The organism is Paramicrobacterium agarici (assembly GCF_002563955.1).
Classification (GTDB): Bacteria; Actinomycetota; Actinomycetes; order Actinomycetales; family Microbacteriaceae; genus Paramicrobacterium; species Paramicrobacterium agarici.
The window spans coordinates 2,582,809-2,609,125 of the sequence record NZ_PDJE01000001.1; the positions used below are offsets into that span (position 1 = coordinate 2,582,809).

Here is a 26,317-nt window from a genome sequence, read left to right on the forward strand (position 1 = left end):
GAGCGCTCCCGCTGAATGTCACGACGAACGGAAGCGGGCCCCGTGCAGGATGCACGAGGCCCGCTGCTGATCGCAGAAACTAGCGAGCGACGGAGCCGTCGGTGTAGTCGTCGTCGTTCGAGGCGTTCCACGCGAAGAGCTTGCGCAGCTCGCGACCCGTCGCCTCGATGGGGTGGTTCTCGCCCTTCTTGCGCAGCTCAAGGAATTCCTTCTGACCGTTGTCCTGGTCGTCGATGAAGCGCTTGGCGAATGAGCCGTCCTGAATGTCGGAGAGAACGGCCTTCATGTTCTCCTTGACGCTTGGGTCGATCACGCGCGGACCCGAGACGTAGTCGCCGTACTCGGCGGTGTCGGAGATGCTCCACCGCTGCTTGGCGATGCCGCCCTCCCACATGAGGTCCACGATCAGCTTGAGCTCGTGAAGCACCTCGAAGTATGCGATCTGGGGCTGGTAGCCCGCCTCGATGAGCGTCTCGAACCCATACTGCACGAGCTGTGATGTGCCACCGCACAGAACGGCCTGCTCACCGAAGAGGTCGGTCTCGGTCTCTTCGGTAAAGGTCGTCTTGATTCCGCCGGCGCGGAGGCCGCCGATGCCCTTGGCGTACGACCATGCGAGGTCCCACGCCGAACCTGTCGCATCCTTCTCGACGGCGACGATCACGGGAACGCCGCGGCCGGCCTCGAATTCACGGCGGACCGTGTGACCCGGGCCCTTCGGCGCGACCATGATGACGTCAACGCCGTCGGGGGCCTCGATGTAGCCGAAACGAATGTTGAAGCCGTGCCCGAAGACGAGAGCCTTGCCCTCGCTCAGCTGATCCTTGATGGAGTCGGCGTAGATCGTGCGCTGGTACTGGTCGGGCGCGAGAATCACGATGACGTCGGCCCACGCGGATGCATCGGCAACCGTCTTCACCGTGAAGCCCTGCTCCTCGGCCTTGGCGATCGACTTCGAGCCCTCTTTCAGGCCGATGACGACCTCGACGCCGGAGTCGCGCAGGTTGAGGGCGTGGGCGTGACCCTGCGAGCCGTACCCGACGACAGCCACCTTCTTCCCCTGGATGATCGACAGATCGGCGTCCTGGTCATAGACAATCTCAGTCACAGTGTGAGTTCTCCTTCTTGTTCGAGATTTATGAAGACGGATGCTGCGACGCAGCGTCCCGCCCGATTCAGTTCTTGAAAACGCGTTCCGTAATCGACTTCGGACCGCGGCCGATCGCGAGAAGACCGGACTGCGCAAGCTCCTTGATGCCGAACGGCTCGAGAACACGCAGCAGAGCGTTTGTCTTTCCCGAGTCTCCCGTCACCTCGATGACGAGTGCGTCAGTGGCGACGTCGACGACGCGCGCGCGGAACAGGTTGACGGCTTCGAGCACTTGTGAGCGCGTGACGTTGTCGACCTTCACCTTAATGAGCATGTGCTCGCGCTGCACCGACTGCGCGGGGTCGAGCTCGACGATCTTGATCACGTTGACAAGCTTGTTCAGCTGCTTGGTCACCTGCTCAAGCGGCTGGGCCTCGACGTCAACAACGACCGTGATGCGGGAGAGCCCGCTGACCTCGCTCGCTCCGACGGCAAGCGACTCGATGTTGAAGCCGCGACGAGCGAAGAGCCCTGCGACGCGGGTGAGCAGGCCTGGCTTGTCTTCGACCAGAAGACTCAGAACATGTGTGGTCATCGTCACGCCTCCTCGTCGAATGCCGGGCTGTGGTCACGCGCGTACTGCACGTAGCTGTTGCTGACGCCCTGCGGCACCATTGGCCACACCATGGCGTCTTTGCTCACGACGAAGTCGATGACAACCGGCCTGTCGTTGGTCTCGAGCGCGAGCTTGATCGCGTCGTCGACCTCTTCTTCCTTCGTCACTCTGATGCCGAGACATCCGTACGCGTCGGCCAGCTTCACGAAATCGGGAACGTGCTGCGAGTCGTGACCCGTGTCGAGCTCGGTGTTCGAGTAGCGGCCGTCGTAGAACAGCGTCTGCCACTGCTTGACCATGCCGAGCGATGAATTGTTGATGATCGCCACTTTGATGGGGATCTTGTTGATCGTGCAGGTCGCGAGCTCCTGATTCGTCATCTGGAAGCATCCGTCACCGTCAATGGACCACACCGGGCGATCAGGTTCGGCGACTTTCGCTCCCATCGCCGCGGGAACGGAGTAGCCCATGGTTCCAGCGCCGCCCGAGTTGAGCCAGGCGTTCGGTCGTTCGTAGCCGATGAACTGCGCGGCCCACATCTGGTGCTGGCCGACGCCCGCCGCGTAGATCCCCTCCGGCCCCGTCAGCTCGCCGATGCGCTGGATGACGTGCTGTGGCGACAGCAGCCCATCCGTCGTCGGCGTGTACCCCAGCGGAAACTGCTCGCGCAGCCCGTCGAGATAACGCCACCACTCGGCGTAGTCAGCGCCGTCAGCGTGGCTCGCCTGACGGAACGCGGACGTCAGATCGACGATGACGTCTTTGGCATCGCCGACGATTGGGACGTCGGCCATGCGGATCTTCGAAATCTCCGCGGGATCGACGTCGACGTGCACAACTTTGGCGTGCGGGGCGAATTCGCCGACCTTGCCTGTCACTCGGTCGTCGAACCGCGCGCCAAGTGAGACGATGAGGTCGGAATCCTGCAGCGCAAGCACAGCGGGAACCGTCCCGTGCATGCCCGGCATTCCGAGGTTCTGCTTGTGAGAGTCGGGGAACGCGCCTCGCGCCATGAGCGTCGTCACGACGGGAGCGCCCGTCGCCTCGACAAGAGTGCGCAGCTCTTCCGACGCGCCAGCACGCACGACGCCCCCGCCAACGTAGAAGACGGGTTTCTTCGCTTCGACGAGCATCTGCGCTGCCGCGTGGATCTGCTTGCCGTGGGCCTTCGTCACGGGACGGTATCCCGGAAGATCGATCTTGGGCGGCCACGTGAACGGCGCCAGCTCCTGCTGAGCATCCTTCGTGATGTCGACGAGCACGGGACCGGGCCTTCCGGTCGACGCGATGTGATACGCCGAGGCGATCGCCGACGGCACGTCGGCGGCGCGACGCACCAGGAACGAGTGCTTGGTGATCGGCATCGTGATGCCCACGATGTCCGCCTCTTGAAACGCGTCAGTTCCCATGAGCGTCGAGAACACCTGACCCGTGATCGCGAGCAGCGGCACCGAGTCCATGTGGGCATCGGCGATCGCCGTCACGAGGTTCGTCGCGCCGGGGCCCGACGTCGCGACGCAGACACCGACGCGTCCGCTCGCAGACGCATAGCCCTGCGCCGCGTGACCGGCCCCCTGCTCGTGGCGCACCAGAATGTGCCTGAGCTTCTTTGAATCCATGAGCGGGTCGTAGACCGGGAGGATCGCTCCCCCGGGAAGCCCGAAGATGTCATCGACGCCGAGGAGCTCGAGCGTTCGGACGACGGCTTCTGCTCCCGTGAGCTGTTCGGGCTGGGTGCCGAGCGATGGCGATGGGGTGGGTGTCGGGGATGTCGGTTGCGGGTCACGTGGCATAACGATGAGTGTCCTTGATGGTTCGGCGGAAGAAGTATCTACCCAGTGACGGCGCCCTCAGAGGCGGAGCGCACGAGCTTGGAGTATTTTGCGAGAACGCCGCGGGTGTAGCGGGGAGGAAGCGGTGCCCAGCCTTCACGGCGGGCCGCAAGCTCTGCGTCGTCGACCAGTAGATCAAGTGAGCGAGCTGCGATATCGACCCGTATCAGATCACCATCGCGCACGAATGCGATGGGACCGGCGTCCACCGCTTCGGGAGCTATATGGCCGATGCACAAGCCGGTTGTGCCGCCTGAGAATCGACCGTCCGTCAATAGTAGTACATCTTTTCCGAGCCCCGCGCCCTTGATCGCGCCCGTGATGGCGAGCATTTCTCGCATTCCCGGGCCGCCCTTCGGGCCTTCGTAGCGAATGACGATGACGTCTCCCGCAGAGATCGCTCCCTCCGTCAGGGCGTCCATGGCGGCACGCTCACGTTCGAACACGCGCGCGGGACCTTCGAAGACCTCGAAGTCGAATCCGGCCGTCTTCACGACAGCGCCGCCCGGAGCCATCGTGCCCTTGAGAACGGTGAGCCCGCCCGTGGGATGGATCGGGTTGTCGAGCGTGTGGAGCACTTCTCCGTCGAGCGGCTCCGGGTCGAGCTCTGCGAGATTCTCGGCCACAGTCTTTCCCGTGACCGTGAGGCAGTCCCCGTGAAGCAGGCCGGCGTCGAGAAGCGCCTTCATGACGACGGGAACTCCCCCGTGCCTGTCAACGTCGTTCATGACGTACTTTCCGAACGGTTTGAGGTCACCGATGTGCGGAACGCGGTCGCCGATGCGGTTGAAATCGTCGATCGTGAGGTCGACTTCGGCCTCGTTGGCGATCGCGAGGAGGTGAAGAATGACGTTCGTCGAGCCTCCGAACGCCATGGCGACCGCGATGGCGTTCTCGAACGCCTCCTTCGTCAGAATGTCGCGTGCCGTGATGCCCTTGCGCAGCATCCCGACGACGGCCTCGCCCGAGCGATGCGCGAAATAGTCACGTCGGCGATCCGCTGACGGCGGGGCCGCCGATCCCGGAAGGCTCATGCCGAGCGCCTCGGCGACGGAGGCCATGGTGTTCGCCGTGTACATTCCGCCGCACGCGCCTTCTCCCGGGGCGATGGCGCATTCGATTCGCTTGAGATCCTCTTCGCTGAGGGTGCCGGCCTTGCAGGCGCCGACGCCTTCAAAGGAGTCGATGATCGTGACGTCTTTCTCTGTACCGTCAGAAAGCTTGACCCACCCCGGAGCGATGGAGCCGGCGTAGAGAAAGACCGAGGCCAGGTCGAGGCGTGCGGCGGCCATTAGCATCCCTGGAAGCGATTTGTCGCAGCCCGCGAGCAGCACTGTCCCATCGAGACGCTCGGCCATGACGACGGTCTCGACCGAGTCGGCAATGACCTCTCGCGAGACGAGAGAGAAGTGCATGCCCTCGTGACCCATCGAGATGCCGTCGGAAACCGAGACGGTTCCGAACTGAAGAGGGTACCCGCCGCCCGAGTGAACGCCCTCTTTCGCGCCCTGAGCGAGCCGGTCGAGAGAGAGGTTGCACGGCGTGATCTCGTTCCAGGATGACGCAATGCCGATCTGGGGCTTGTCCCAGTCCTCGTCGCCCATTCCGACAGCGCGAAGCATTCCCCTGCTCGTTGTGGCTTCGATGCCGTCGGTCACGACACGGCTGCGTGGTTTCAGGTCGATCTCTGACATGACTTGAGTCTATGACGTGCGTCAAACCCGCGCGTTATGCGCCGAGCAGGTGGTTGCGACGGTCCGAGGCGAGCACGCGCAGCATCTGCGCGACCTCGGGCGTTCCGTGCACGCGGTGCGACGCGACGGTGGAGCCCTCGCCCACCTTGACCGAGAGGTCCCCTGGTTCGAGCGCCGCGAACGCATCTTCGTCTGTGATGTCGTCTCCGGCGTAGAGCATCGCTGTAGCCGCGGTGTGCAGCCTCAGCCGTTGCATCGCATCGCCCTTCGTCGCCGCAACGACGGAGAACTCGAGAACGTCTTTTCCCGATCGGTGCGTCACGCCCGGCACGGCCGCGCTGACGGTCCGCGACGCGTCGCGCTGCGCCGCCCGTGCAGCATCCGGATTCACTCCCCTCGTGTGGAGCGTGACTCCTGCTGGCTTGTACTCGAGACGGGCGTCAGGATGCCGCGACACGACGTCGCGCATCGCGCCCTGCAGCTCAGTGAGAGCACGCTTCTCCTCAGCCGTGAGAGACATTCCCGCCTGACCATCGCCGATGTCGTACTCCGCTCCGTGCGATCCGACGAGGAGTACATTGCCAGGCGAGCCGCTGACCGTGCGGAGGTTGTCGAGCGAGCGTCCGGACACCAGCACGACTGTCGTTCCCGAGAGCTCGACGAGATCTGCGATCGCCTTGAGACTGTTGCTGTCGCCGCGAGCATCGCCCGGCCGGTCGACGAGCGGAGCGAGAACACCGTCGAAGTCGAGGGCGACGGTGAGCTGCGGCGTTCTCGCGAGCACACGCAGCGCGTCGAGCAGAGGCCCGGGGAGTCCATCGAAAACGTGAGCAGACTGAGTCATTGTGCGCCTCCGTTCTCAGAACCGCTCCTCGCGGTTGAATTGTGCTCGAGCTCGTCGAGGAACGCCTCCGACCATTTCGCCACGTCATTCTCGAGAACGCGGCGGCGGAGGGCACGCATGCGGCGCCTCCGCTCTGCCGTCGACATCTCGATCGCGCGGATCATCGTGTTCTTCACGCCGTCGATGTCGTGCGGGTTGATCAGCAGCGCCTGCTTCAGATCATCGGCCGCCCCCGTGAACTCGCTCAGGATGAGGATGCCGTCGTTGTCCGCGCGTACAGCGACATACTCCTTGGCCACGAGATTCATGCCATCGCGCAGAGAGGTGACAAGCATCACGTCAGAGGCGAGGTAGAGAGCCACCATCTCTTCGCGCGGATAGCCGTGATGCATATACACGACAGCCGAGTGGCCGATCGTGCCGTAGTCGCCGTTGATCCGGCCGACGGTGCGCTCGATCTGATCACGCAGGGCGATGTAGGTGCCGACTCGTTCGCGGCTCGGACTCGCCACCTGGATCAGCGTTGTCGATTCGACGTCGATGCGGCCCTCGCGCAGGAGCTCGCCGTAGGCCTTGAGGCGGTGCCGGATGCCCTTCGTGTAGTCGAGCCTGTCGACGCCGAGCATGATCGTCTTCGGATTGCCGAGGTCTTCTCGAATCTGCTTGGCCCTCGCGATGACTGAGGGCTTCTCTGCCAGGCGTGCGTAGGCCGCAGAGTCGATGGAGATCGGAAAGTGGCGCGCGACGACCCGGCGCACGGGAAGGCCTTTGCGTGACGGGGGCGAACCTGCGACGTCGTCCTGCGACGCGTCGTGCGGCACCCAGATGCGCGTGCCCTTCGTCTCGAAGCCGAAGAGCCTGCGGACCGCGCGGGAGAAGTTGCTGGCGTCGGCGGAGCGTTGAAAGCCGATGACGTCGGCTCCGAGCAGGCCGCGCACAATCTGCTTGCGCCATGGCAGCTGAGCGAAGAGCCCGTATGCGGGAAACGGGATGTGATTGAAGAACCCGATTGTGAGGTCGGGTCGCGCCTCTCGCAGGATGCCAGGCACCAATTGAAGTTGGTAGTCGTGCACCCACACGGTCGCCCCCTCGGCCGCGATGGATATCGCTCGATCCGCGAACCGTTGATTGACCTCGCGATAGGCATCCCACCACTCACGGTGATACGTCGGCTGCGCGATCACGTCGTGGTACAGAGGCCACAGCGTGTCATTCGAGAAGCCCTCGTAGTAATACTCAACGTCGAGCTCCGAGAGCGTGACGGGCTCCATCTTGATGCCGTCGTGCTCGAAGGGCTCAAGGTCGCCGTTCGCCGACCCGGGCCAGCCGATCCAGGCGCCGTCGACCCCCTGCATGACAGGCTCGAGCGCTGTCACGAGACCACCGGGAGACAGACGCCACATTTGCGAGCCGTCCGGCCCGGTCACCGAGTCGACGGGCAAGCGATTTGCCACGACGACGAAGTCAAACTCGGCCGTCTTCTGAGAGGTCGATGCCACGATGCGTCCCCTTTCCGGCTCAGCGATCCGGTGTCTCATCAGCGTATCAGCGAGCGCCGGCGCCGCCTCATCATATGACTTCGCATGACCGAGCCGATGGCACCGAGGGGTCGCTCCCACGCTGGTTGCCCCGTAGGCTTGAGGCATCAGCACGACTGGCCGTGGCAGAAAGGGATGCGAATGCGCAAATACCTCCTCAACAGCGGGGTGCTCGGATCGATCTTCAGCGGGTGGGGTCTTCTCCAGTCGACACGCGGCAGCAAGCGCGACTGGCGGCTCTTGCTGCTCTGGCTGGGATGGCTCAGTTCGGTCGCTCTGTCGTTCGGCGCTGTCGCACAAGACGCCGAGAAGAAGCGACGAATCGCCAGCGGCGAGATCGACCCAGACGCTGACGACCAGAGCAAGGCTGCCAAGAAGGCCGAGAAGAAGGCGGCCAAAGCGCGCAAGGTCACGCTGAGCATCTGATTATCGCCCCTGAGCACGCGCTCCCCCCGAAGGAGTGTCATGTCGGCGTGTCCCCCGTGATTACGGGCATTTCTGGGTGAGACTTGACTCGCCTCTGGAGTCAATCCTGGAAGAAGTTGATCATGTTCGGATTACGCCGTCGCCACCGCAAGGCCGAGCCAGCGCCCGCGCCGCTTCCTGATTCGGCGTCCGACGGCACGATACGAATTTCAGAAGAACAACTCTTCGAAGCCGTGCACGAACGCCTCGAGCAGTTCATGGGCGCCGACGGTACGTGGTCTCTCGTACGCCGGAATCCCGACGATGCTGCCGACGACAGCATCTTCTCGTCGATGTCGACGATTCTGCTCGCCAAGGAGATCGCTTCTGTCGTTCTGGGGTCACCGCCGAACCGCGCGCAGACCACCGACGAAGATCCGTCGGAGACACCGACGGAGAGCGGAATCCGCGAGCTGCTGCGGCCGGTCCCGCGCAGCCTTGACGAGGCCGAGCAGATCAGCGTTGAACTGACGACGATTGCAACATGGGCAGATCCGCAGCGTCACGACCCGGATCACGTTGACCCGCGCCTTGTCACCCCACGCTCGACCGCAGATGAGGCACGGCGCGCCTGAACCGACCGGAGATCGGCGCCGATCTAGACCTTCGGCCAGTCCTCCGGGCCTTCCGACCCCGTCGCATACTCGTCGAGGGGCACTTCGCCGTTACGCCACGCCTGGATGACCGGGGCGACGATGCGCCACATCTGCTCGGCGGCATCCCCTCGCACAGACAGCGAGGGATCGCCATTGAGCATGCTCTCCAGGACTTCGCCGTAGGCCTTGAGCTGGCCCGCCCCAAACTCCGCCGACAGCTCGACACGGTCAAGCTCCCACGGGTCTCCCGGCCCGTTCACGTTCATCTCCAGGGCCATGCCGTCCGGACCGAGAGCGATTCGCAGCACATCGGCGTCCGAGCTTCCCGACAGCCCGCCCGGAACGTGAGGCGCGGGCTTGAAGCGCACGATGATCTCGCGCCGTCGCGTTCCAATGGCCTTTCCCGACCGCAGCGTGAAGGGAACACCCGCCCATCTCCAGTTGTCGATCTCGAATGTCACTTGCGCCAGAGTCTCCGTTTTGCGCGATGGGTCGACATTGGGCTCGTCTACATATGAGGGGAAATGGCGATCGCCGACGGTTCCCTCGGTGTACCGTGCACGATGGCTCGACGCGACGGGGTCACCGTCGCACACGCGCGTGGCGCGAAGCACCGTGGACTTCGCGTCGCGGAGGTCGACAGCATCCGTCGAATGCGGCGGTTCCATGGCGAAGATCGACATCACTTGCAGAAGGTGACTCTGAATCATGTCGACGAGGGCTCCCGCCGAGTCGTAGTAGTCTGCGCGTCCTTCAAGACCCAGCTGCTCGTCGTAGACGATCCCCACACTGTCGATGTGGTCGCGGTTCCAGAGCGGCTCGAACACGCGGTTGGCGAACCTCAGCCCGAGAAGGTTGAGGACCGTCGATTGCCCGAGGAAGTGGTCGACACGGTGAACCTGCTCCTCGGGGACCAGCCGAAGCAGCTGCTGATTGAGCCTGTGCGCCGATTCGGCATCGTTTCCGAATGGCTTCTCCATGCCCAGCACCGTTCCTTCGGGCAGATCGACGGATTCCAAGGCAACGCACGCCTTCTCCGTCACGTGAGGCGGAAGTGCAAAATAGACAGCCGGAGCTCCCTCGGCCTTGCTGAGCACGTCAGAGAGCGCGTCGGCATCCGTGACGTCCGCCTCGATGTACGTGGTCTCACTCAGGAGTGCATCGACGGCTTCCCCCGACGAATCTGTCGTGTCGAACGACGACCTGACGCGATCGGACCATTCGTCGTCGCTCAGGCTGTCGGCGCCGACACCGATGAGCTGAACTCTGATGTCGGCGCGGTCAGTCAGCAGCTGGCCGAGAGCCGGAAGGAGCAGCCGCGAACTGAGGTCGCCGCTGCCACCGAAAAGGATGAGTGTCGTAGGCGTCGTCATGACAGCGACGATACTCCCGAGTCCGAATCGTGCAAGGGGGTAGCGCGAGGCCGCCGCAGTGTGAGAACTCGAGCCTTTCGCAGCTCAGTCGCGCGTGCTGTGAGTGCTGGCGTGACGGTCAAGGAACTCGTAGACATCTACCTTGTCGATGCCGCTGGTCGAGCCGTCGGGCATTGCGGCAAGCAGCGACGAGTTCAAACGAGCGCTCGGCCACGCCTGGCCATTCCAGTAAGTCGATGAGTCCCGCGAGGGCTCCCGGCAGCACGTCGGATCGGGGCAACGGGAGGTGAGACGTCGACGCGTGTCTCTGCCTCTGAACCACTTGACGTGAGCAAACTGCGTGCCGACACTCACGGAGAAGTCACCGTTGGGCGCCGACTGGATACTCGACGTGCACCAGTACGTGCCGACCGGCTTATCCGTGAACTGCTGGTAAGGGCTGAGACGATCCTCGACATCGAACACCTGGCGCGCGCTCCACCAGCGGCACACGCGCTGGCCCTCGACGGAACCCAGGGGATCCGCAGGGAACTGCACGTCGTCGTTCTGATACGCCTTCGAAATGACACCACTCGAGTGCACCTTGAGAAAGTGAACGGGAATATCGAGGTGCCGCGTCGCCAGGTTCGTGAACCGATGCGCAGCAGTCTCATATCCGACAGCGAAATGATCCCGAAGATCCTCGACAGAGAGCTCACGCGCGTTCTTCGCTCGTGAGAGAAAATCGACAGCGCTCATCTCGGGCACGAGAAGGGCGCCGGCAAGATAATTCGTCTCAACGCGCTGTCGCAGCAAATCGCCGTAGTCCTGCGGTTCGGGCTGCCCGAGAACATAGGCCGCGATCGCCTGGAGCAGAGCCGACCGCGGGTCGGTGCCCGTCTGACGCACGGGCAGGTAGATGCGATGGTGACGATGATCCGTGATGCTTCGCGTGGTGACGGGCAGATCTGCCACGTAGTGAAGGGTGAATCCGAGATGCGCCGAGAGCTCCGCCGTTGCCCGCTGCGACAGCGGACCGCCGCTGTGCCCGATCGCTGAGAGCAGGTCAGCGGCGATTCGCTCAAGATTCTCGTAGTAGTTGTCGCGCTGCCTCTGCTCCGCCCGAAGCTCCGTATTCGCTCGCCGAGCCTCCTCCGGCGTCGCCGCCCGTTGGGTATGCAGCTGCTCCAGCTCGCCATGAAGGCGAAGAATCGTCTCGATCGCGGCGTCGCTGAGGCCTTTGCGAATGGGAAGCGGGGGAAGGTGCAGTGATTGGTAGAGCGGACCCCGCTGCACCCGCTCAAGTGCGATCTCGAGCTCGTCGCGGCGCGACAGCGGCTCTGGCTGAAGGAGGCCGTCTAGCGTCGTCCCCAGCGCACGAGCGAGCTTATGGAGTTCGACGAGCTTCAGCTCGCGCTTTCCGTTCTCGATGACCGAGATCTGCGATGCGGCCCGGCTGATCTTGGCCCCGAGGGATTCCACAGTCATGCCCTGTTCCAGACGCAGCTTCCGGATGCGCCTGCCGATGGTCAGCGTGTCAAGCATGCTCTCGTCGTCGGGCACGGTGTTCTGCAGCGGGCTCATCTCACCAGAGTGACAGCGCCAGTGCTTCTACACAATAGAAAGAGTCGAAATCTTCTCGGCCGCGTGCGAAAAATAAGGACGAGTTCCCGCCGTTCTTCACGACGCTCGCGTACTCGCGGTACACCGTCAGTGAGCACGTTCCTGACGTGGCGGTTCCAGCACGCGCGGTGTAGCGTCCTGCAATGAATGAGTCCCGCAACCTGTTCTGGTTGCGGGACTCGCGGTGTGGTGCACCCCCTGGGACTTGAACCCAGAACCCACTGATTAAGAGTCAGTTGCTCTGCCGATTGAGCTAGAGGTGCAAGAACGTGGATCAGGATAAACCCCGAACCGAGGGACAACATTAGCACTCTTCTCGCCGTGCGCGCCAATCGAGCACTGCTCACGAACGACACGCCGCACAGTAGGGTGGGGACGTGACCGCTTCTCTCTCCGATGACCTGACGCTGGCCCTTGCTCTCGCGGATGCTGCAGACGCGATCTCGCTCGCGCGCTTTCGCGCTGCAGACCTCACTATCTCCACGAAACCCGACCGTACACACGTCACTGACGCCGACCTCGCCGTCGAGGAGGCGCTGCGGGGGCTTCTCACTGTCGAGCGGCCTGACGATGGCATCCTCGGTGAAGAGTTCGGCACCGAGGGAAGCACTCGTCGTCAGTGGATCATCGATCCGATCGATGGAACAGCGAATTTTCTGCGTGGTGTGCCCAATTGGGCGACGCTGATCGCTCTCGCCATCGACGGCACGCCCGTCGTGGGTGTCGCGAGCGCCCCCGCCTTCCGCCGACGGTGGTGGGCTGCGCGCGGCAGCGGCGCCTGGCTGGCCGAAAACGAGACTGAGCCGCGCCGCCTGTCGGTCTCCGGCGTCGCCGACCTCGGCGACGCCTCGCTGAGTTTTCAGAGTATAGGCCAGTGGCGCGACGCCGGTTATCTTGACTCGCTCCTCGATCTTTCGGGCGCCGTTTGGCGAGATCGCGCGTACGGCGACATGTGGTCGTACGGTCTCCTCGCAGAGGGGCTTGTCGACGTCGTCGCAGAATTCGACGTAAAGGAGTACGACATCGCGCCATTTGCCGTGATCGTCGAAGAGGCGGGCGGACGCTTCAGCGCGATCGACGGCAGCGAGAGCATCTCACAGCGCAGCAGTCTCGCGACCAATGGGCTGCTTCACGAGGCTGTCGTTGCCCGAATCGAGCACTCTCATACCGGGTCCTGACCGCCGAACGACGAAGGGCCGCCCTGCGGACGGCCCTTCGTCGTGAGCAAGCAGCGTGTGATGCTGGTCGATGGTGGAGATGGGGGGAATTGAACCCCCGTCCACTGCTGAGATTCCACGCCTTCTACGGGCGTAGCCTGTGTCAGACGTTCTACTCGGCCCCGACCTTTGCCACAGGCATCTAAGTCGACGGGCCCAGCCTGAGAAAAGTCCCGCACGTCGCTCAGGCGACGACGCGCAGCAAGTCCCCTAGATGACGCCAGGGTCCGTGTCGGGAACAGCCACGGTCTGACGGACTATCGGGCTCGCTTAGGCAGCGAGGGCGAAGTCAGTGCGCTTTGAGTTGGCACTTATTGGTTTCCAGGGAGCGTTAACGAGATAACCCCGGATCCTCGGCCCGCTTCTCGCGGTCTCACAGGCAGTGTCGAAACCGATCATCCCCATGCGCGCTCACGTGAGCGGACCAACATCACACGCTGTTTACTTGTCAATTCGGACGGTGCCGGTCGTGCATCGAAACGATGCAGCTTTATAGAATAACACGCGTCCGGCGGCATTCATTCCCCGCGCAACAGGGTGTCACTCCCCCAGGCGATTACGCAGCGCCATGGCTCTCTCAGCCTCGCGTTTGTCCTGCCTCTCCCTCAGCGCCTGGCGCTTGTCGTACTCGCGCTTGCCCTTCGCAACCGCGATTTCGACTTTCGCACGTCCGTCGGAGAAGTAGATTTTCAGTGGAATGAGCGTGTAGCCGCCGGGAGCAATTTTGTGGCTGATGCGGGTGATCTGCTGACGGTGAAGCAGAAGCTTTCGTTTGCGCCGCGGTGAGTGGTTCGTCCACGTTCCCTGCGTGTATTCGGGAATGTGAACGGCGTCGAGCCATGCTTCGCCGTTGTCGATGTAGGCGTAGCCGTCCACGAGCGAGGCACGCCCCTCCCGGAGGGCCTTCACTTCGGTGCCCCAGAGAACCAACCCGGCCTCGTACGTGTCCTCGATGAGGTAGTCGTGGCGCGCCTTGCGGTTTGTCGCGACGACTTTCTCGCCTCGTTCCTTCGACACGGTCTTCTCCAAGGTCGTCCGGTGGTGATCAGGGTGATGCTGCCCCTCAGGCAGCCCACAAGTGTATCAGCGCGCGACTAGATCTTGAGGTATCGCTTGATCGCGAAATTCGCGCTCAACGCGGCAAGAAGGATGCCGATGAGGACGAGGAGCGGAACGACGAGGAGCGAGTCGCCAACGTCGACAAAATTGATGAAGAGCATTCGCGGGGCAAGATACCCCTGCACGAAGAAATGCACGAGCGCCACCACTGCTCCCCCGGCGATGATCGAACCGATGACGGCCGAGAACACGCCCTCCAAGATGAACGGGGTCTGAATGAAGCGGTTCGACGCTCCCACGAGCCTCATAATGCCGATTTCCTTGCGTCGCGAGAACGCCGAGAGCCGAATGGTGGTCGCGATGAGGAGCACCGCGGCAATGAGCATGAGCCCCGCGATGCCGATGGCCGAATAACTCGCGATATTGAGAACGCTGAAGATCTGGTCGAGATACTGACGCTGATCGGTCACTGACTCGACGCCAGGCGTGTCCGAGAACGCTTCAATGAGGACGGCGGACTGCGACGGGTCTTTGAGGTTGACCCAGTACGTCTGGTTGAACTGCTCCGGGGTGACGAGCTCCGTCATCTCGTTGCCCTCGAACTGCTCAGCGAAGTTCTCATACGCCTGTTCGTGATCTTCGAAGTAGTACTCCTGAATGTACCGAGCGAGCGTTTCGTCTTCGAGCTGCGCCTTGACGTCTGCAAGCTGCTCTTCTGTCGCCGCACCTCCCGCGCACGCCGCGTCAACGGCTGCGTCGGTCTCTGTGCACATGTAGATCGCGACCTGCGCCCGGTCGTACCAGTAATTCTTCATCTGGCCGATCTGCATCTGCATGAGAGCAGCGGCACCGACGAAAGTGAGTGAGATGAACGTCACGAGAATGACCGAGATCACCATCGAGGCGTTGCGCCGCAGTCCGTTGAGGGCCTCGGACAGAACAAGATTGAGTCTCATGTGGTCGGCCCCACATTCTGCTCATCGTCGTTGGAGCGGTTCGCCGAACGGAGCCCAAGCCTGTCGACAAGCGACAGGTGCTCCGAGGTGTCGTCGTGCTCTGCCGACGCACGCGGAGCGTCGGGATCGGTATCAGGTACCGATTCGACGGTAACGGGAACGGCAACCGAGTGCGTGTCCGGGGTCGAAGCCGCTTCTTCGGCTTCCTCTCTCGCCTTCGCTGCTTGCTCGCCACGATCGGGAAGAGGCGTGATATCGATGATCGACGCGGTGTCTCCGTATCCGCCCTTTGTCTCGTCGCGCACGATTCGGCCGTCGACGAGTTCGACAACTCGACGGCGCATTCGGTCGACGATTGCTGCTTCGTGCGTCGCCATGACCACGGTCGTGCCATTTCCGTTGATCCGTTCAAGCAGCTGCATGATGCCCGCGCTCGTTGCCGGGTCGAGGTTTCCCGTCGGCTCGTCAGCAAGAAGGATCTGCGGCTTGTTCACGACTGCACGTGCGATGGCGACACGCTGCTGCTCACCGCCCGAGAGCTCATGGGGCATGCGGCCGCCCTTGCCATCGAGGCCGACGAGCTTGAGCACATCGGGAACCGCCTCTTGCACGAACCCGCGCGACTTGCCGATCACCTGCAGCGAGAACGCCACGTTCTGGAACACCGTCTTTGTGGTGAGCAGACGGAAGTCCTGAAACACGACACCGAGGTTGCGGCGAAAGTACGGAACCTTTCGGTTCGAAATCGATCCCAGGTCGTGCCCGAGAACATGCACGGACCCCTTAGAGGGCCGCTGCTCCTTCAGGATCAGTTGCAGGCAGCTTGACTTGCCCGAACCTGACGCGCCCACGAGGAACACGAACTCGCCGCGTTGAACTTCAAGGTCAATGCCGTTCAGCGCCGGCCGCGGATTGCCAGCGTATTTTTTGGTGACCGTGTCGAATCGAATCATGACGCTTTAGAGCCTAAGCAGACGGTGCGCCAACGGGTGGAGCGACTCGCCCCAGCATCCGTGATTCAGCTGTTTATGCATCTTTCATGGAGCGCCAGCGAATTCCAGCGGCGATAAACCCGTCGAGGTCTCCATCGAAGACGCTGCTGGGGTTGTTCACTTCGAACTCCGTGCGGAGGTCCTTGACCATCTGATAGGGCGCGAGCACGTACGAGCGCATCTGGTCTCCCCAGCTTGCCGTGATGCTCCCGGCCAGTTCTTTCTTCTTCGCGGCTTCTTGCTCGCGCTGCATCAGCAGAAGACGTGACTGCAGCACGCGCATCGCCGCCGCACGGTTCTGAATCTGGCTTTTCTCGTTCTGCATAGAGACGACGATGCCGGTCGGGACGTGCGTGATGCGTACGGCCGAGTCGGTGGTGTTCACCGATTGCCCGCCGGGCCCGGATGATCTGAAGACGTCGATGCGGATGTCGGTGTCGGGAATATCGACTTCCGTCGCCTCCTCCATGAGGGGAATCACCTCGACAGCGGCAAAGCTCGTCTGGCGCTTTCCGGCCGAGTTGAACGGGCTCATGCGAACGAGTCGGTGCGTCCCGGCCTCGATCGACAGCTTTCCGAACGCGTATGGCGCGTCGACCTCGAACGTGGCGGACTTGATGCCCGCTTCTTCTGCGTAGCTCGTGTCCAAGACCTTTGCCGAATACCCGTGGTGCTCCGCCCACCGCACGTACATGCGCAGCAGCATCTCCGCGAAGTCTGCAGCGTCGACCCCGCCGGCTCCCGCACGAATGGTGACGACCGCCGGCCGGGCGTCGTACTCGCCGTTCAGCATCGTCTGGATCTCGAGATCGGCGATGGTCTTCTGCAGCGCGCTGAGCTCGGCGCGGGCTTCGTCGGCTGATTCTTCGTCGCCGGCTTCGTTGGCGAGCTCCGTGAGAACTTCGAGATCGTCGATGCGCTGCTCGACGCTTTTGACGCGTGCGAGATCGCTCTGAGCATGGCTGAGCCGGCTCGTCACCTGCTGCGCGCGATCGGTGTCGTCCCACAGGTCCGGTGCGGCCGCCTCCTCGCTCAGCCTGGCGATATCAGCTGTCAGCTTGTCGACATCGAGAACCGTGCGAATATCGGAGAAGGTTGTGCGCAGCGCGGCGATCTCCGCGCTCAAATCGAGCTCTAGCATCGTGTCTCAACACTACAGTGCCGCCCACGTCGACGCCCGAGACTATGCTGGAGCCCGTTATGGCCGCCGACGAATCCGGGTTCTCACTGCGTACGGTCGCCGCCGCCGTCTACCTCCCCACGCTGCTGTTCGGTATCGGTGAAGGTGCCCTGATACCTCTGATACCCGCAGCTGCCTCCGGGCTGGGCGCAACGATCGCGATCGCGGGCACGATTGCTGCGATGCTCAAGATCGGTGAGCTGATCGGTGATATTCCCAGCGGCGTCCTCGTGAGCCGCATCGGCGAACGTACGGCCATGATCCTCGCCGTCGCGGTGGCGCTTGTCGCCGCCGTGATGATCATGCTCGCGCCGAACCCTGCAGTGCTCGGAATCGGCGTGTTCGTGCTCGGACTGGCGACAGCAGTGTTCGCGCTCGCGCGCCACGCATTCATGACGACATACGTCCCTCTGCGCTACCGTGCCCGCTCCCTGTCTCTGCTCGGCGGCGTCTTCCGCTGCGGACATTTCGTCGGCCCTCTCGTCTCGGCGCCGATCATTCACCTGACGGGCGGCATGGCCGGCGTGTACTGGACGATGGTCGTGTTCTGCCTGAGCGCGGCCATCGTGCTCCTCGTGCTTCCCGACCCTGAGAAGCTCTTTCGATCGCGCCGGAGAAGCGGCGAGCCCGCGGCTGCTCGGGAACGGCGCAGCTCCGGAATCGTCTCGACGATCGGCCAGAACCGGCGCGTCCTCGGCACGGTCGGCGTCGGTGCAGCGATCCTTTCGGCGTTGCGTTCCGCGCGAACGGTGATCATTCCTCTCTGGGCTGTGAGCCTCGGTGTCGACGAAGCAGCTACCGCGTTGATCATCGGACTCGCCGGTGCGGTGGATTTTGCACTCTTCTACGTGAGCGGACACATCATGGACACGTACGGTCGCCTGTGGGGCGCGCTGCCGCCGCTGATCGGGCTCGGCGCCGGCTTGGCCGTACTCGCGTTCACACACGGCGCGCCGACAGCTGTGATCTGGATGTGCATCGCCGCCGGGCTGCTTGCCGTTGCGAATGGCATGAGCAGCGGCATCCTGATGACCCTTGGAGCCGACCTCGCCGGCCCACGAGATCCCGCCCCGTTTCTCGGCGCGTGGAGATTCGTCACGGATGCTGGCGCCGCGACGAGTCCGCTGCTCATCGCGGGTATTACGGGGGCAGCATCACTTGCTGTCGCAGCGGGTAGCTTGAGCGGCGTCGCCGTCGTCGGTGTCGCCGTCATGGCGACATGGCTCCCGCGATACATCGATCCACAGCATGCGCGGCGGTCAGTCGAAGACTGAGCGAGCGACGCTCGTCGCCTCGACCCTGATGCCCTCCGGAACGAAAAGCGTCAGAACGGGCGGTCTCCACCAGCTCGACACCGTGACTGTCGCGCTCACGCCATCTAGGCTTGTCGCCCTCTCGATTGTGAGTCCTTCGACGTCGTCGAACGCTGGATCCTCGAGGAAGGCGGTGACCGCGTCATCGACATCGTCTGGTGCGAGAGAGAGCTCGGGAGCTCCGCCTTCTGTTGTCACCTCAGCGAGAGAGAACGCCTCCGCGCCGACGAGCGATGCAGCGTCGGCGATGGCGAAGAGCTGCCGTCGCTCCAGATAAAGCGATGTGGCAGCCGCCACGATCAGAATCAGCAGCAGTGACAGCGCGCCGTAGAAGATCGTGAGGATCAGCGTTGATCCTTCGTCGTCGGGCCGACGGGTCATGGCGCACCCCAGAATCGCGAGACTTTCTGCACGGCGGTCGCCTGCACGGGAACACTCGCTGCGGAATCGACATCGAGAACGTCGGGGACCAGAGGAAGCGGAACTCTCGCGGTGACGGTCACCGTGACGATCTCACCGCGCTCGAGGCACTCTGCCCCCGAGCCGGAGTCGCACGATATGACGACGTGCGCGTCATCGCTCTCGACGCCGAAATCGGCAAGGCTGATGTGTACGGCCGTTTCGACGCGGGCCAGTGCGTCGTCCGCAGATTCAGCGAGCACAAAGACCCGAGCCGCTTGTTTGGCGGCCCCGCTCACGGCGAACGAGCTTCCTTGAATCTGAGACAGCGCCACGATCAGGTACACAAGCGGAACGAGCAGGATGAGCCCCGCGGTAATGAACTCGAGAGACGACGAACCACGCTCATCGCCAAGCGCGTCAGTCCAACGTTTCGCGAACGGCATGCCCCGATACCTCCAAGCCATGCTCGATTCCCACGAGACCGATGATGGGAAGTGTTGTCGTCACCGTCACTTCGGCACACGGTTGTCCATTCCACGTTTCATACGACACGTCGATATCGCCCGCGTAGCCCTCGCCGATCGCGGTCGTGATGAGCTGTCGGGTTCGCTCTGCACCGTCGGCACGGGTGGTATCTGCGAGCGCCGCCGTTCGAGCGCCCTCGGCAGCGGCATCCAGAACCGTATTGCGCACGAGGAGAGCCAAGCCCAGCTGTATGACGCTCAGTGTGAGCACGGTGAGCAGCCCGGCGACGAGCGAGAACTCTGCGACGGCGGAGCCGCTGTCGTCGCGAATCCTGCGACTCAGTGCAGCCGACATCACATTCCGGTGACCTTTGCAATGGCCTGCTCGAAGATCGCGCTCAAGGCCGGTCCGGCCAGTCCCCAGATCAGAATGACAAGACCCGCTGTCATCAACGTGATCAGAACCCAGCCCGGAACATCCCCGGTCTCGTCCGTCACGTCGAGCATTCTTCTTTTCAGTGTTTTCATTTTCTCCTCGCTTTCGCGAGTGGTAAAGGTCGGTCAGAACCCTGCGCGCAGAACGAAGATTCCGGGAAGGAGCGCAAACGCGATCGACAGCGGCAGGATCAGCAGTACGAGCGGCACGAGCATCGCGACTTCCTTGCGCCCTGCTGCCTCAAGAAGCGTTCGCTTCAGGTCGTCCCGCGCGTCTTGCGCTTGCGCTCTCAGAACCTGAGCAATCGGCGATCCGTGCTCCATGGCCGCGCACATCTGCTCGATCGCGCGCGTCAGCGATGGCGAGTCGACACGTCCCGCGCACGTTGTCAGCGCGTCGGCAACAGGCACTCCCGCTGATGTATCGACGAGCACCCGCCGCAGCTCGACGCTCAGTTCGCCTGAGCCCACCCTCGCGATTCTGCGCAGTGCGTCGGTGATGCCTTCGCCCGCAGACAGGGACAAGCTCAGGAATTCCAAGACCGTCGGCACCTCCTCGCTGATCTGGGACACGCGCGTGGTGGCTCGGCGTCGCAGCACGAGGTCGCAGGCGATGACTCCCGTGACGGCGAGAACGATCGGCATCGCGACGGCAGCCATTGGTCGAGAATTCTGCACAAGCACAACGCCGAATCCGATGCCCACGACGAGCCCGGCACTCGCAGCGAGGACCTGACGCGCGCGAAACTGCTGCACCGTCAGGGGCGACCCCGACTGCGCGAGCCATTTCGCCACGGAGACGTTGCCGCCGAGTGTCGCGGAGAGTAGGTTCGCTGCACGACTGATGGACGGGCCGAGAAGCCTGCCGAGGACGGGAAGTGGATCGGCGACGCGACGCTGCGTCATTTGACGCGCCTCGTCTGAGATGTCGAGAAGGTAGGGGGCGATTCTCTCGGAGAGGCGGGGCGCTCTCAATCGAGGCATCGCAGCCGTCATCGACCAGAGTCCCGTGCCGAGAAGGCAACCGAGCACGATCGCGAGTCCGACGTATTCCGTCAACGAAACCATCTCCGCTCTTCGGGAAGCCGCCCGAGAGCGAGCATGAAACGGTAGGCGACGACAGAGACGACGGCCCCGGCAACGATGACGGTGATGCCGATCGGCGAGTTGTACGCGGCCGCTGCTTCAGGACGAGAGGCGAGCAGAAACAGGATGAGCCAGGGCGCCGCGACGCCGAGCTTCGCTGCGTTGCGGACCCATGACTGTCGTGCATCGACTTCGGAGCGAATTCCCGAATCCTCGCGAATCGCCGCCGAGAGACTTCGCAGAACGCCCGGCAGCTCCGTTCCACCGACATCTCTCGCCATCTTCAGAGTCTCGATGATCCTGTCTGCGACGGGGTCGCCGAGGTCGTTCTTGAGCCGATCGAGGGCGCCGCCGAACGACGCGGACGTGCGGTAGTCGCGGGCAAACCCGCGGAACGATGCGCGCAGTGCGTCCGGGCCCGCATCGGCCAGCTGGGCGACGGCCTCGGGAAGGGCGGTTCCGGCGCGAATTGACGAGACCAGGTGGTCGACGACGTCGGGCCACAACATGCGATGCGTGCGTCGAGTCGCTCTCGCGCGCCAGGTGACGATGAGAAGCGGCGTGAGCGCGCCGCCGAGTGCTGCGAGAAGAGTGAGAACGACGATTCCGAACATGGCCTGGACAATGCCCCCGGCAACTCCCGCGAGTAGAACGCACGCGACGATGAACGCCGGAACAGGAACCATTCCGAGCCCTGAGAGCGACAACCGAGTTCGAAGTTCGCGCGCCAGGCGTCCCTGCGTCGTCCGCTTCGGCAGGATCGTCGTGTGGGGGAAGACCATCGAGACGACGATCAGCACTCCCCCGAGGCCGACCAGAGCTCCCAACGCAATGGCGATCACGCGGCACCCCGGGTGACGAGCTCAGCGACGTCGATGCCAGCCGCGGCATACTTGTCCTGCCGTTCCGGTACCGCACCTGTTGCCGTCAAGCCCTCACGGGTGCGTCGGTAGATCGTCGTCGATTCGAGCTGTCCGTCGCTGGCTCGTCCGGTTGGAGCGGCGATCTCGACGACCCGTCGCACTCCCCCGGCGTCACGTGAGCAATGCACAACGAGATCGATGCACGACGCGACCGTCGGAACGACGAACGCGGCGTCGATGTTCGAACCGGCCAACAACGGCAACGTGCACAACTTTCGAAGGGCGTCGTCCGCAGAGTTCGCGTGCAACGTGCAGGCGCCGGGAACTCCCGAGTTCAGCGCAATGAGCAGATCGAGGCTCTCTGCCTCGCGGACCTCGCCCACGACGATGCGGTCAGGGCGCATGCGCAGCGATTCCTTGATGAGACGTCGAAGCGTAATCTCGCCTGTTCCCTCGAGGCTCGGCTGGCGACACTGCATCCCCACGACATCCGCTGCTGTCACGTCGAGTTCGAACGTCTCCTCGACCGTGATCATGCGCTCCGACTGCGCCACGGAGTTCAGAAGCGCACCGAGCAGCGTCGTCTTGCCCGCCTGGGTCGCGCCGGACACGAGAACGTTGCACCCGACGCGAACACTCCGTGCCAAGAACTCCGACGCCTCGCGAGTGAGGGCGTCGCGCGCGACAAGGTCACCGAGCGTCCTGATGCGCGTCGTGAACTTGCGGATGTTGACTGCCATGTGCCTGCGGGTCACGAACCCTCGCATGTTGCAGCGAATGCAACTGTTGACACTTGCAAACGAGGACTATTGGTCTCGGTCGGGCTGGTCCGCTCTGACCCTAACAGCGAGATCACGCGCCTCCCAAGATCCGACTTGACTCGGTGATGCGCTATCCCATACTTTGTTGCATCTAATGCAAGATTTTGGGAGCTCTCCAGCCGCACTTCGACTGCTCACCTCGGCGTCGAACGTCGCTTTGGCGAACCCGGAGCAGCAGGTCTTCGACGCGATGATGGACGGCTGGCGGAATCAGCAGCTGTCGCGAGGGCTCCGTGAGCAGACCATCCAGAACCGCGTGGCGACGGTGGCCCGCTTCCGGGAGTTCGCGGACAAGCCGCCGTGGAAGTGGACGGTCGCTGACGTTGACGAGTTCACAAGGGAAGCCACCGATCGCAGGCTGGCGCTGTCCACTCTGCGTCACCACCATGGCGCAATCCGCGGGTTCTGCGACTACCTGACGAATCCGTTGTACGACTGGATGGAGATCTGCGAACGGGAGTTCGGCGAGATCCCGTCGCAGGTGTGCTTGCCATGGAACACGGTCGCGCATCGGTTTGAGTTCGAGGGCGACGGAAAGCGCCGGCCGTTCACCTACGACGAGGTGGAGCGCCTGTTCGACACCGCTGACGCCCGGGTTGAGTTGCTCGTGAGCTCGGGACGAAAAGGCGCGCTCGGGGCGCTGCGGGACGCGCAGCTGCTGAAGACGGTCTACGCGTTCGGGCTGCGCCGCACCGAGGTGGTGATGCTCGACACCGTCGACCTGCACCACAACGCCAAGATGCGCCAATGGGGACGCTACGGTGCGATCCACGTGCGGTGGGCGAAGGCTGCTGGCGGCGGCGCTCCTCGTCGTCGCACAGTGCTGCTGGTGCCGGAGTTCGACTGGTGGGTGCCGGGCATGCAGCAGTGGCTCGAACAGGCCCGGGAACGGTTTGCGCCCGGTGACGACCTCGACGCGCTCTGGGTGACCGAGCGACGCACCCGCCTGTCCGCCGGCTATCTCGACCGGAGGTTCGCGGAACTGCGGGACGAGGCCGGCCTGTCGAAGGATCTGACGCTGCACAGCCTCCGGCATTCCTACGTCACGCACCTGCTCGAGTTCGGCTACGCCGAGCGATTCGTGCAGGAGCAGGTCGGGCACATGCACGCGTCGACGACGTCGATCTACGCCTCCGTCAGTTCGGACTACAAGAACCGGGTGCTTGCAGAGGCATTGAAGGCCCTCATCGAAGGAGAAGCGGAATGACCGTTGAACTTGAGACCGGATGGAACCTGCGCAGCGTGATGGCGTCACGCGGCATCTTCCAGACCTCCAAGCTGAGACCTCTGCTTGAGGAGCGCGGCATCGGCCTCTCCCGAGAGCAGGTCTATCGGCTGGTGACGCAACCGCCGCAACGGGTGCGTCTCGACGTCCTCGCCGCACTCTGCGACGCGCTGGAGTGCTCCCTCGACGATCTTGTGACGATCACCCGCCGCGAGGCCGCGGCCCCGATCGCCGTGGGCGAAGAAGCGACTCGCGGGTCGATCGGCGATCTCAGGCCCGTTCGCGCCACCATCCGCCGTCCACGCACCAAGTAGACCGTCGTGGCCAAGCCGCCGCAGGAGCCGCGTGTCGCAGAGGTCGTGATGCTCATCCAGTGGGTCGCGATCGAGATCCCGACGGAACGTCTCGTTGAGATCGTGAGCACGGTCGCTCCGGTGCCGCTCACGCAACGCCTGCTCGAGCTCGCTCTCCTCAAGCAACCCGGAGTTCTCGAAGGACGTCACGCGAATGTGCCTGTGACGGTTCAGGACCTTGCGCACGCGCTCGTCGCCGAGGGCGCGAGTCGGGTTGTCCTGCCGACGTGCGAGTCGTGCGGCCGTGCTGTCCGCATGCCGCACAAGACGCCGAGCGGCGGACGTCGCTGCTCCCGCTGCGAACGAAACGCCAGATCCGTCGCATGCGCGACCTGCGGCCAGGTGAGGCCGGTGCAGCGCACCATCGACGGGAAGCGGTACTGCCGTGAATGCTGGCGTGCTGATCCCCGTTCCTTCGACCATTGCTCCCGGTGCGGTCAGCACGCGACCATCGTCGTCCGTCGCCCCGAGCTCGTCTGCCTGGCCTGTTACACCGCGCCAGTCAAGACCTGCGGGCTCTGCGGAGAGCCCGGCCGGGTCGCATCCCATCTCGACGGGCGACGCGTCTGCGCCCGCTGCTACTACGCGATGCGCACGCCGCAACCCTGCCCTGAATGCGGGCGCAAGGTGTTCCTCACCGGGTTCATGAACGACCAGAAGGTCTGCGCGGATTGCGCCGGCACGCCGATCACGATGGCGTGTCCCGGCTGCGGTTCAATCGAAGAAGTGCGCAAGCATCGCCTCTGCGCCGAGTGCCGCCGCCCGATCACCATCCAGCGACTCCTCTGCGATGAGACCGGTGATATCCGCCCGGAGCTTCAGCCTCTTGCTGACTACCTGCTCACGCACCATGGCAAGGCGAATTCTCTGGAGCGGTGGCAGCACAAGAGCAAATGTGCCGCCGTGCTCCGCGAACTCGCCGAGGGAACCCTGCCTCTCGCCGCCGACGCGATCATGACCAGAGCCCAGTCGGGGCAGTCCGTGGCATTCCTCCTTTCGCTGCTGGTTCGCTCCGGCGTACTGCCGGAGCTTGACGTCGAGGCCGCGCGCTTCGACCACTGGCTCGAGAACTGGCTATCGGAGGTTGGGCACGCCGAAGACCGGCTTGTCCTGCGCCGGTACTGCACCTGGGAGTTGCTCCGTTCGACGCGCGCATTCCGGGCGGTGTCTCGCGGCCCGTCGAGCCCTGCGGCTGGCTTCCAACGGCAACGCGCAGCGCTCAAGTACTGTGCCGCGCTCCTGCACGAAATCCGATCGCAGCGCGAGACGCTCGCCACCTTCCCCCAACGCCGCCTCGACGCGTTCCTCACGGACTCCCCGAGTCAGCGGGACGCGTTGGCACCATTCACCCGCTGGTTGCGACGCCACCAGTTGAGCACCCTACGCGTCGAGTTCCGGCCGAGTCGCCTCGAGGGCCGGCACTACGAGTCCGACCATCGATGGCAGATGGCCCGTCGATTCCTCACCGATTCGGACATGGACTCGAAGACCCGTGCTGCGGGCCTGCTCGTTCTCCTCTACGGCATCCAGCTCACCCGCATCATCACCCTCACCCGCGATCAGGTCGACGCGACCTCCCAGCCCGTGAAGCTCACTATCGGGGCGGAACCTATCGAGCTCCCCAAGATTCTCGGAGACGCGATCATCGACCTGGTCGACGCGTCGATGCGCCATCCCGAAGGATGGCTATTCCCCGGCAGAAACCCGGGGCTCCATCTCACCCCGGGGTCGATCAGTCGCCGCCTCCGCGCCGAAGGGCTCCGCTCCGGAAGCGCCCGGACGACCGCCCTCATCGAACTCACCCGGCAGATGCACCCGCGGATCGTGTCCGACTTGCTCGGCATAACGCCGGCGTCGGCCGCCGCGTGGTCGCGCCTCGCCAGTGGGGACTGGTCCGACTACCCAAAGATCCGCTCGGTGTCCGACTGACAACGAAGCTCAGCCCAGCAGCGCCTTCGCCGCGTCGGCGAGCGTGCCGGTGGTCGGCTGGTAGTACGCCCATTTCCCGCGCTGCTCGCGCGTGACGAGGCCGGCCTCGACGAGCAGCTTCATGTGGTGGGAGATCGTCGGCTGCGACAGGCCCACGGGGTCGGTGAGGTCGCAGACGCACATCTCGCCGGCGCTGCTCCCGACGATCATCGAGAGCAGCTTCACCCGCGTCGGGTCGCCGAGGGCCTTGAAGACCTTCGCGAGGTCGTGGGCGGTGCCGTCGTCCATCGCCTGGCCGGGGGTGCAGCAGGAGTCGGCGCTGGTGTCGATGGTGACGGGCAGTGCGTTCATGGCTCTATTCTGCCCGACGTA

General features: G+C 63.8%; 27 protein-coding genes, 1 tRNA gene and 1 other RNA gene. 7 read left to right on the forward strand and 22 right to left on the reverse strand.

The features are described from left to right. Nucleotides 1-79: 79 nt before the first annotated feature. Genes ilvC through ATJ78_RS12680 form a run of 6 tightly spaced genes read right to left on the reverse strand, consistent with a single transcriptional unit; the run spans nt 80 to nt 7,614 of the window. A complete protein-coding gene (ilvC, locus tag ATJ78_RS12655; RefSeq protein WP_098409372.1) occupies nt 80-1,150 on the reverse strand; it encodes a ketol-acid reductoisomerase in 1,071 nt (356 codons plus the stop codon). A 25-nt stretch (nt 1,151-1,175) separates the two neighbouring features. Next, complete coding sequence (gene ilvN, locus ATJ78_RS12660; RefSeq protein ID WP_211288465.1) at nt 1,176-1,685, reverse strand: acetolactate synthase small subunit; 510 nt, start codon at nt 1,683-1,685, stop codon at nt 1,176-1,178. A 2-nt stretch (nt 1,686-1,687) separates the two neighbouring features. Continuing rightward, nucleotides 1,688-3,499: an acetolactate synthase large subunit gene (locus ATJ78_RS12665; protein WP_098408564.1), complete on the reverse strand. Its 1,812-nt coding sequence runs from the start codon at nt 3,497-3,499 to the stop codon at nt 1,688-1,690. A gap of 38 nt (nt 3,500-3,537) precedes the next feature. Continuing rightward, nucleotides 3,538-5,232 (reverse strand): dihydroxy-acid dehydratase, encoded by a 1,695-nt coding sequence (ilvD, locus tag ATJ78_RS12670; protein ID WP_098408566.1) that lies wholly within the window; start codon nt 5,230-5,232, stop codon nt 3,538-3,540. Nucleotides 5,233-5,266: 34 nt separating this feature from the next. Further along, nucleotides 5,267-6,076, reverse strand: a complete 810-nt coding sequence (otsB, locus tag ATJ78_RS12675; RefSeq protein WP_098408568.1) for a trehalose-phosphatase — start codon at nt 6,074-6,076, stop codon at nt 5,267-5,269. Next, entirely contained in the window at nt 6,073-7,614 is a 1,542-nt protein-coding gene (locus tag ATJ78_RS12680) for an alpha,alpha-trehalose-phosphate synthase (UDP-forming) (protein WP_098408570.1), read from the reverse strand. Before ATJ78_RS12680 ends, otsB begins: the two co-directional genes overlap by 4 nt. A 141-nt stretch (nt 7,615-7,755) precedes the next feature. Here ATJ78_RS12680 and ATJ78_RS12685 point away from each other — a divergent pair, with 141 nt between their 5' ends. Further along, nucleotides 7,756-8,040 carry a hypothetical protein gene (locus ATJ78_RS12685; protein ID WP_143741419.1) on the forward strand — a complete coding sequence of 95 codons (285 nt, stop codon included), beginning with the start codon at nt 7,756-7,758 and terminating at the stop codon, nt 8,038-8,040. A gap of 122 nt (nt 8,041-8,162) precedes the next feature. Beyond that, nucleotides 8,163-8,654: a hypothetical protein gene (locus ATJ78_RS12690; RefSeq protein WP_098408574.1), complete on the forward strand. Its 492-nt coding sequence runs from the start codon at nt 8,163-8,165 to the stop codon at nt 8,652-8,654. A 23-nt stretch (nt 8,655-8,677) separates the two neighbouring features. Here ATJ78_RS12690 and ATJ78_RS12695 read toward each other — a convergent pair whose 3' ends face one another. The 3 genes from ATJ78_RS12695 to ATJ78_RS12705 all read right to left on the reverse strand — a co-directional run bounded on the left by ATJ78_RS12695 (nt 8,678) and on the right by ATJ78_RS12705 (nt 11,913). Then, nucleotides 8,678-10,048 carry a glucose-6-phosphate dehydrogenase gene (locus ATJ78_RS12695; RefSeq protein ID WP_098408575.1) on the reverse strand — a complete coding sequence of 457 codons (1,371 nt, stop codon included), beginning with the start codon at nt 10,046-10,048 and terminating at the stop codon, nt 8,678-8,680. 84 nt (nt 10,049-10,132) lie between these two features. After that, complete coding sequence (locus ATJ78_RS12700) at nt 10,133-11,611, reverse strand: helix-turn-helix transcriptional regulator (RefSeq protein ID WP_098408577.1); 1,479 nt, start codon at nt 11,609-11,611, stop codon at nt 10,133-10,135. Nucleotides 11,612-11,837: 226 nt separating this feature from the next. Further along, a tRNA-Lys gene (locus tag ATJ78_RS12705) sits at nt 11,838-11,913 on the reverse strand. Between the two features lie 114 nt (nt 11,914-12,027). On the opposite strand from ATJ78_RS12705, the gene ATJ78_RS12710 reads away from it, so the two are divergent. Then, complete coding sequence (locus ATJ78_RS12710; protein ID WP_098408579.1) at nt 12,028-12,828, forward strand: inositol monophosphatase family protein; 801 nt, start codon at nt 12,028-12,030, stop codon at nt 12,826-12,828. A gap of 71 nt (nt 12,829-12,899) precedes the next feature. Here the strand turns inward: ATJ78_RS12710 and ssrA are convergent. The 5 genes from ssrA to prfB all read right to left on the reverse strand — a co-directional run bounded on the left by ssrA (nt 12,900) and on the right by prfB (nt 17,015). Continuing rightward, nucleotides 12,900-13,270, reverse strand: a transfer-messenger RNA (tmRNA) gene (ssrA, locus tag ATJ78_RS12715). 137 nt (nt 13,271-13,407) lie between these two features. After that, the gene (gene smpB / locus ATJ78_RS12720; protein WP_098408581.1) at nt 13,408-13,884 is read right to left on the reverse strand and encodes an SsrA-binding protein SmpB; all 477 of its coding nucleotides are present in this window, start codon (nt 13,882-13,884) and stop codon (nt 13,408-13,410) included. Nucleotides 13,885-13,961: 77 nt separating this feature from the next. Then, nucleotides 13,962-14,882 (reverse strand): permease-like cell division protein FtsX, encoded by a 921-nt coding sequence (gene ftsX / locus ATJ78_RS12725; protein WP_098408583.1) that lies wholly within the window; start codon nt 14,880-14,882, stop codon nt 13,962-13,964. After that, nucleotides 14,879-15,835: a cell division ATP-binding protein FtsE gene (ftsE, locus tag ATJ78_RS12730; protein WP_098408585.1), complete on the reverse strand. Its 957-nt coding sequence runs from the start codon at nt 15,833-15,835 to the stop codon at nt 14,879-14,881. The genes ftsX and ftsE overlap by 4 nt, the downstream gene beginning before the upstream one ends. Nucleotides 15,836-15,908: 73 nt before the next feature. Next, nucleotides 15,909-17,015: a peptide chain release factor 2 gene (gene prfB, locus ATJ78_RS12735; RefSeq protein WP_098408587.1), complete on the reverse strand. Its 1,107-nt coding sequence runs from the start codon at nt 17,013-17,015 to the stop codon at nt 15,909-15,911. Nucleotides 17,016-17,074: 59 nt separating this feature from the next. Between prfB and ATJ78_RS12740 the strand changes: the two genes are divergently transcribed. After that, the gene (locus ATJ78_RS12740; protein WP_098408588.1) at nt 17,075-18,328 is read left to right on the forward strand and encodes an MFS transporter; all 1,254 of its coding nucleotides are present in this window, start codon (nt 17,075-17,077) and stop codon (nt 18,326-18,328) included. Here ATJ78_RS12740 and ATJ78_RS12745 read toward each other — a convergent pair. Genes ATJ78_RS12745 through ATJ78_RS12770 form a run of 7 tightly spaced genes read right to left on the reverse strand, consistent with a single transcriptional unit; the run spans nt 18,314 to nt 22,357 of the window. Continuing rightward, nucleotides 18,314-18,748 carry a pilus assembly protein TadG-related protein gene (locus tag ATJ78_RS12745; RefSeq protein ID WP_098408589.1) on the reverse strand — a complete coding sequence of 145 codons (435 nt, stop codon included), beginning with the start codon at nt 18,746-18,748 and terminating at the stop codon, nt 18,314-18,316. The genes ATJ78_RS12740 and ATJ78_RS12745 overlap by 15 nt on opposite strands. After that, nucleotides 18,745-19,212, reverse strand: a complete 468-nt coding sequence (locus ATJ78_RS12750; protein WP_098408590.1) for a TadE family protein — start codon at nt 19,210-19,212, stop codon at nt 18,745-18,747. Before ATJ78_RS12750 ends, ATJ78_RS12745 begins: the two co-directional genes overlap by 4 nt. After that, a complete protein-coding gene (locus tag ATJ78_RS12755; protein ID WP_245836317.1) occupies nt 19,187-19,588 on the reverse strand; it encodes a TadE/TadG family type IV pilus assembly protein in 402 nt (133 codons plus the stop codon). The genes ATJ78_RS12750 and ATJ78_RS12755 overlap by 26 nt, the downstream gene beginning before the upstream one ends. Continuing rightward, nucleotides 19,588-19,761: a hypothetical protein gene (locus ATJ78_RS15980; RefSeq protein ID WP_169923457.1), complete on the reverse strand. Its 174-nt coding sequence runs from the start codon at nt 19,759-19,761 to the stop codon at nt 19,588-19,590. Before ATJ78_RS15980 ends, ATJ78_RS12755 begins: the two co-directional genes overlap by 1 nt. 33 nt (nt 19,762-19,794) lie before the next feature. Further along, a complete protein-coding gene (locus ATJ78_RS12760; RefSeq protein WP_098408591.1) occupies nt 19,795-20,736 on the reverse strand; it encodes a type II secretion system F family protein in 942 nt (313 codons plus the stop codon). Then, nucleotides 20,724-21,596, reverse strand: a complete 873-nt coding sequence (locus tag ATJ78_RS12765; RefSeq protein ID WP_245836318.1) for a type II secretion system F family protein — start codon at nt 21,594-21,596, stop codon at nt 20,724-20,726. Before ATJ78_RS12765 ends, ATJ78_RS12760 begins: the two co-directional genes overlap by 13 nt. Then, nucleotides 21,593-22,357 carry a TadA family conjugal transfer-associated ATPase gene (locus tag ATJ78_RS12770; protein ID WP_342744798.1) on the reverse strand — a complete coding sequence of 255 codons (765 nt, stop codon included), beginning with the start codon at nt 22,355-22,357 and terminating at the stop codon, nt 21,593-21,595. Before ATJ78_RS12770 ends, ATJ78_RS12765 begins: the two co-directional genes overlap by 4 nt. Before the next feature lie 238 nt (nt 22,358-22,595). Between ATJ78_RS12770 and ATJ78_RS12775 the strand changes: the two genes are divergently transcribed. The 3 genes from ATJ78_RS12775 to ATJ78_RS12785 all read left to right on the forward strand — a co-directional run bounded on the left by ATJ78_RS12775 (nt 22,596) and on the right by ATJ78_RS12785 (nt 25,945). Further along, nucleotides 22,596-23,645, forward strand: coding sequence for a tyrosine-type recombinase/integrase (locus ATJ78_RS12775; protein ID WP_098409375.1), 1,050 nt, complete (start codon nt 22,596-22,598; stop codon nt 23,643-23,645). Further along, entirely contained in the window at nt 23,642-23,977 is a 336-nt protein-coding gene (locus tag ATJ78_RS12780; protein ID WP_098408593.1) for a helix-turn-helix domain-containing protein, read from the forward strand. Before ATJ78_RS12775 ends, ATJ78_RS12780 begins: the two co-directional genes overlap by 4 nt. 390 nt (nt 23,978-24,367) lie before the next feature. Further along, nucleotides 24,368-25,945, forward strand: coding sequence for a hypothetical protein (locus tag ATJ78_RS12785; RefSeq protein WP_245836319.1), 1,578 nt, complete (start codon nt 24,368-24,370; stop codon nt 25,943-25,945). 9 nt (nt 25,946-25,954) lie between these two features. Here ATJ78_RS12785 and ATJ78_RS12790 read toward each other — a convergent pair whose 3' ends face one another. Next, a complete protein-coding gene (locus tag ATJ78_RS12790) occupies nt 25,955-26,296 on the reverse strand; it encodes an ArsR/SmtB family transcription factor (RefSeq protein WP_098408594.1) in 342 nt (113 codons plus the stop codon). Nucleotides 26,297-26,317: the final 21 nt, after the last annotated feature.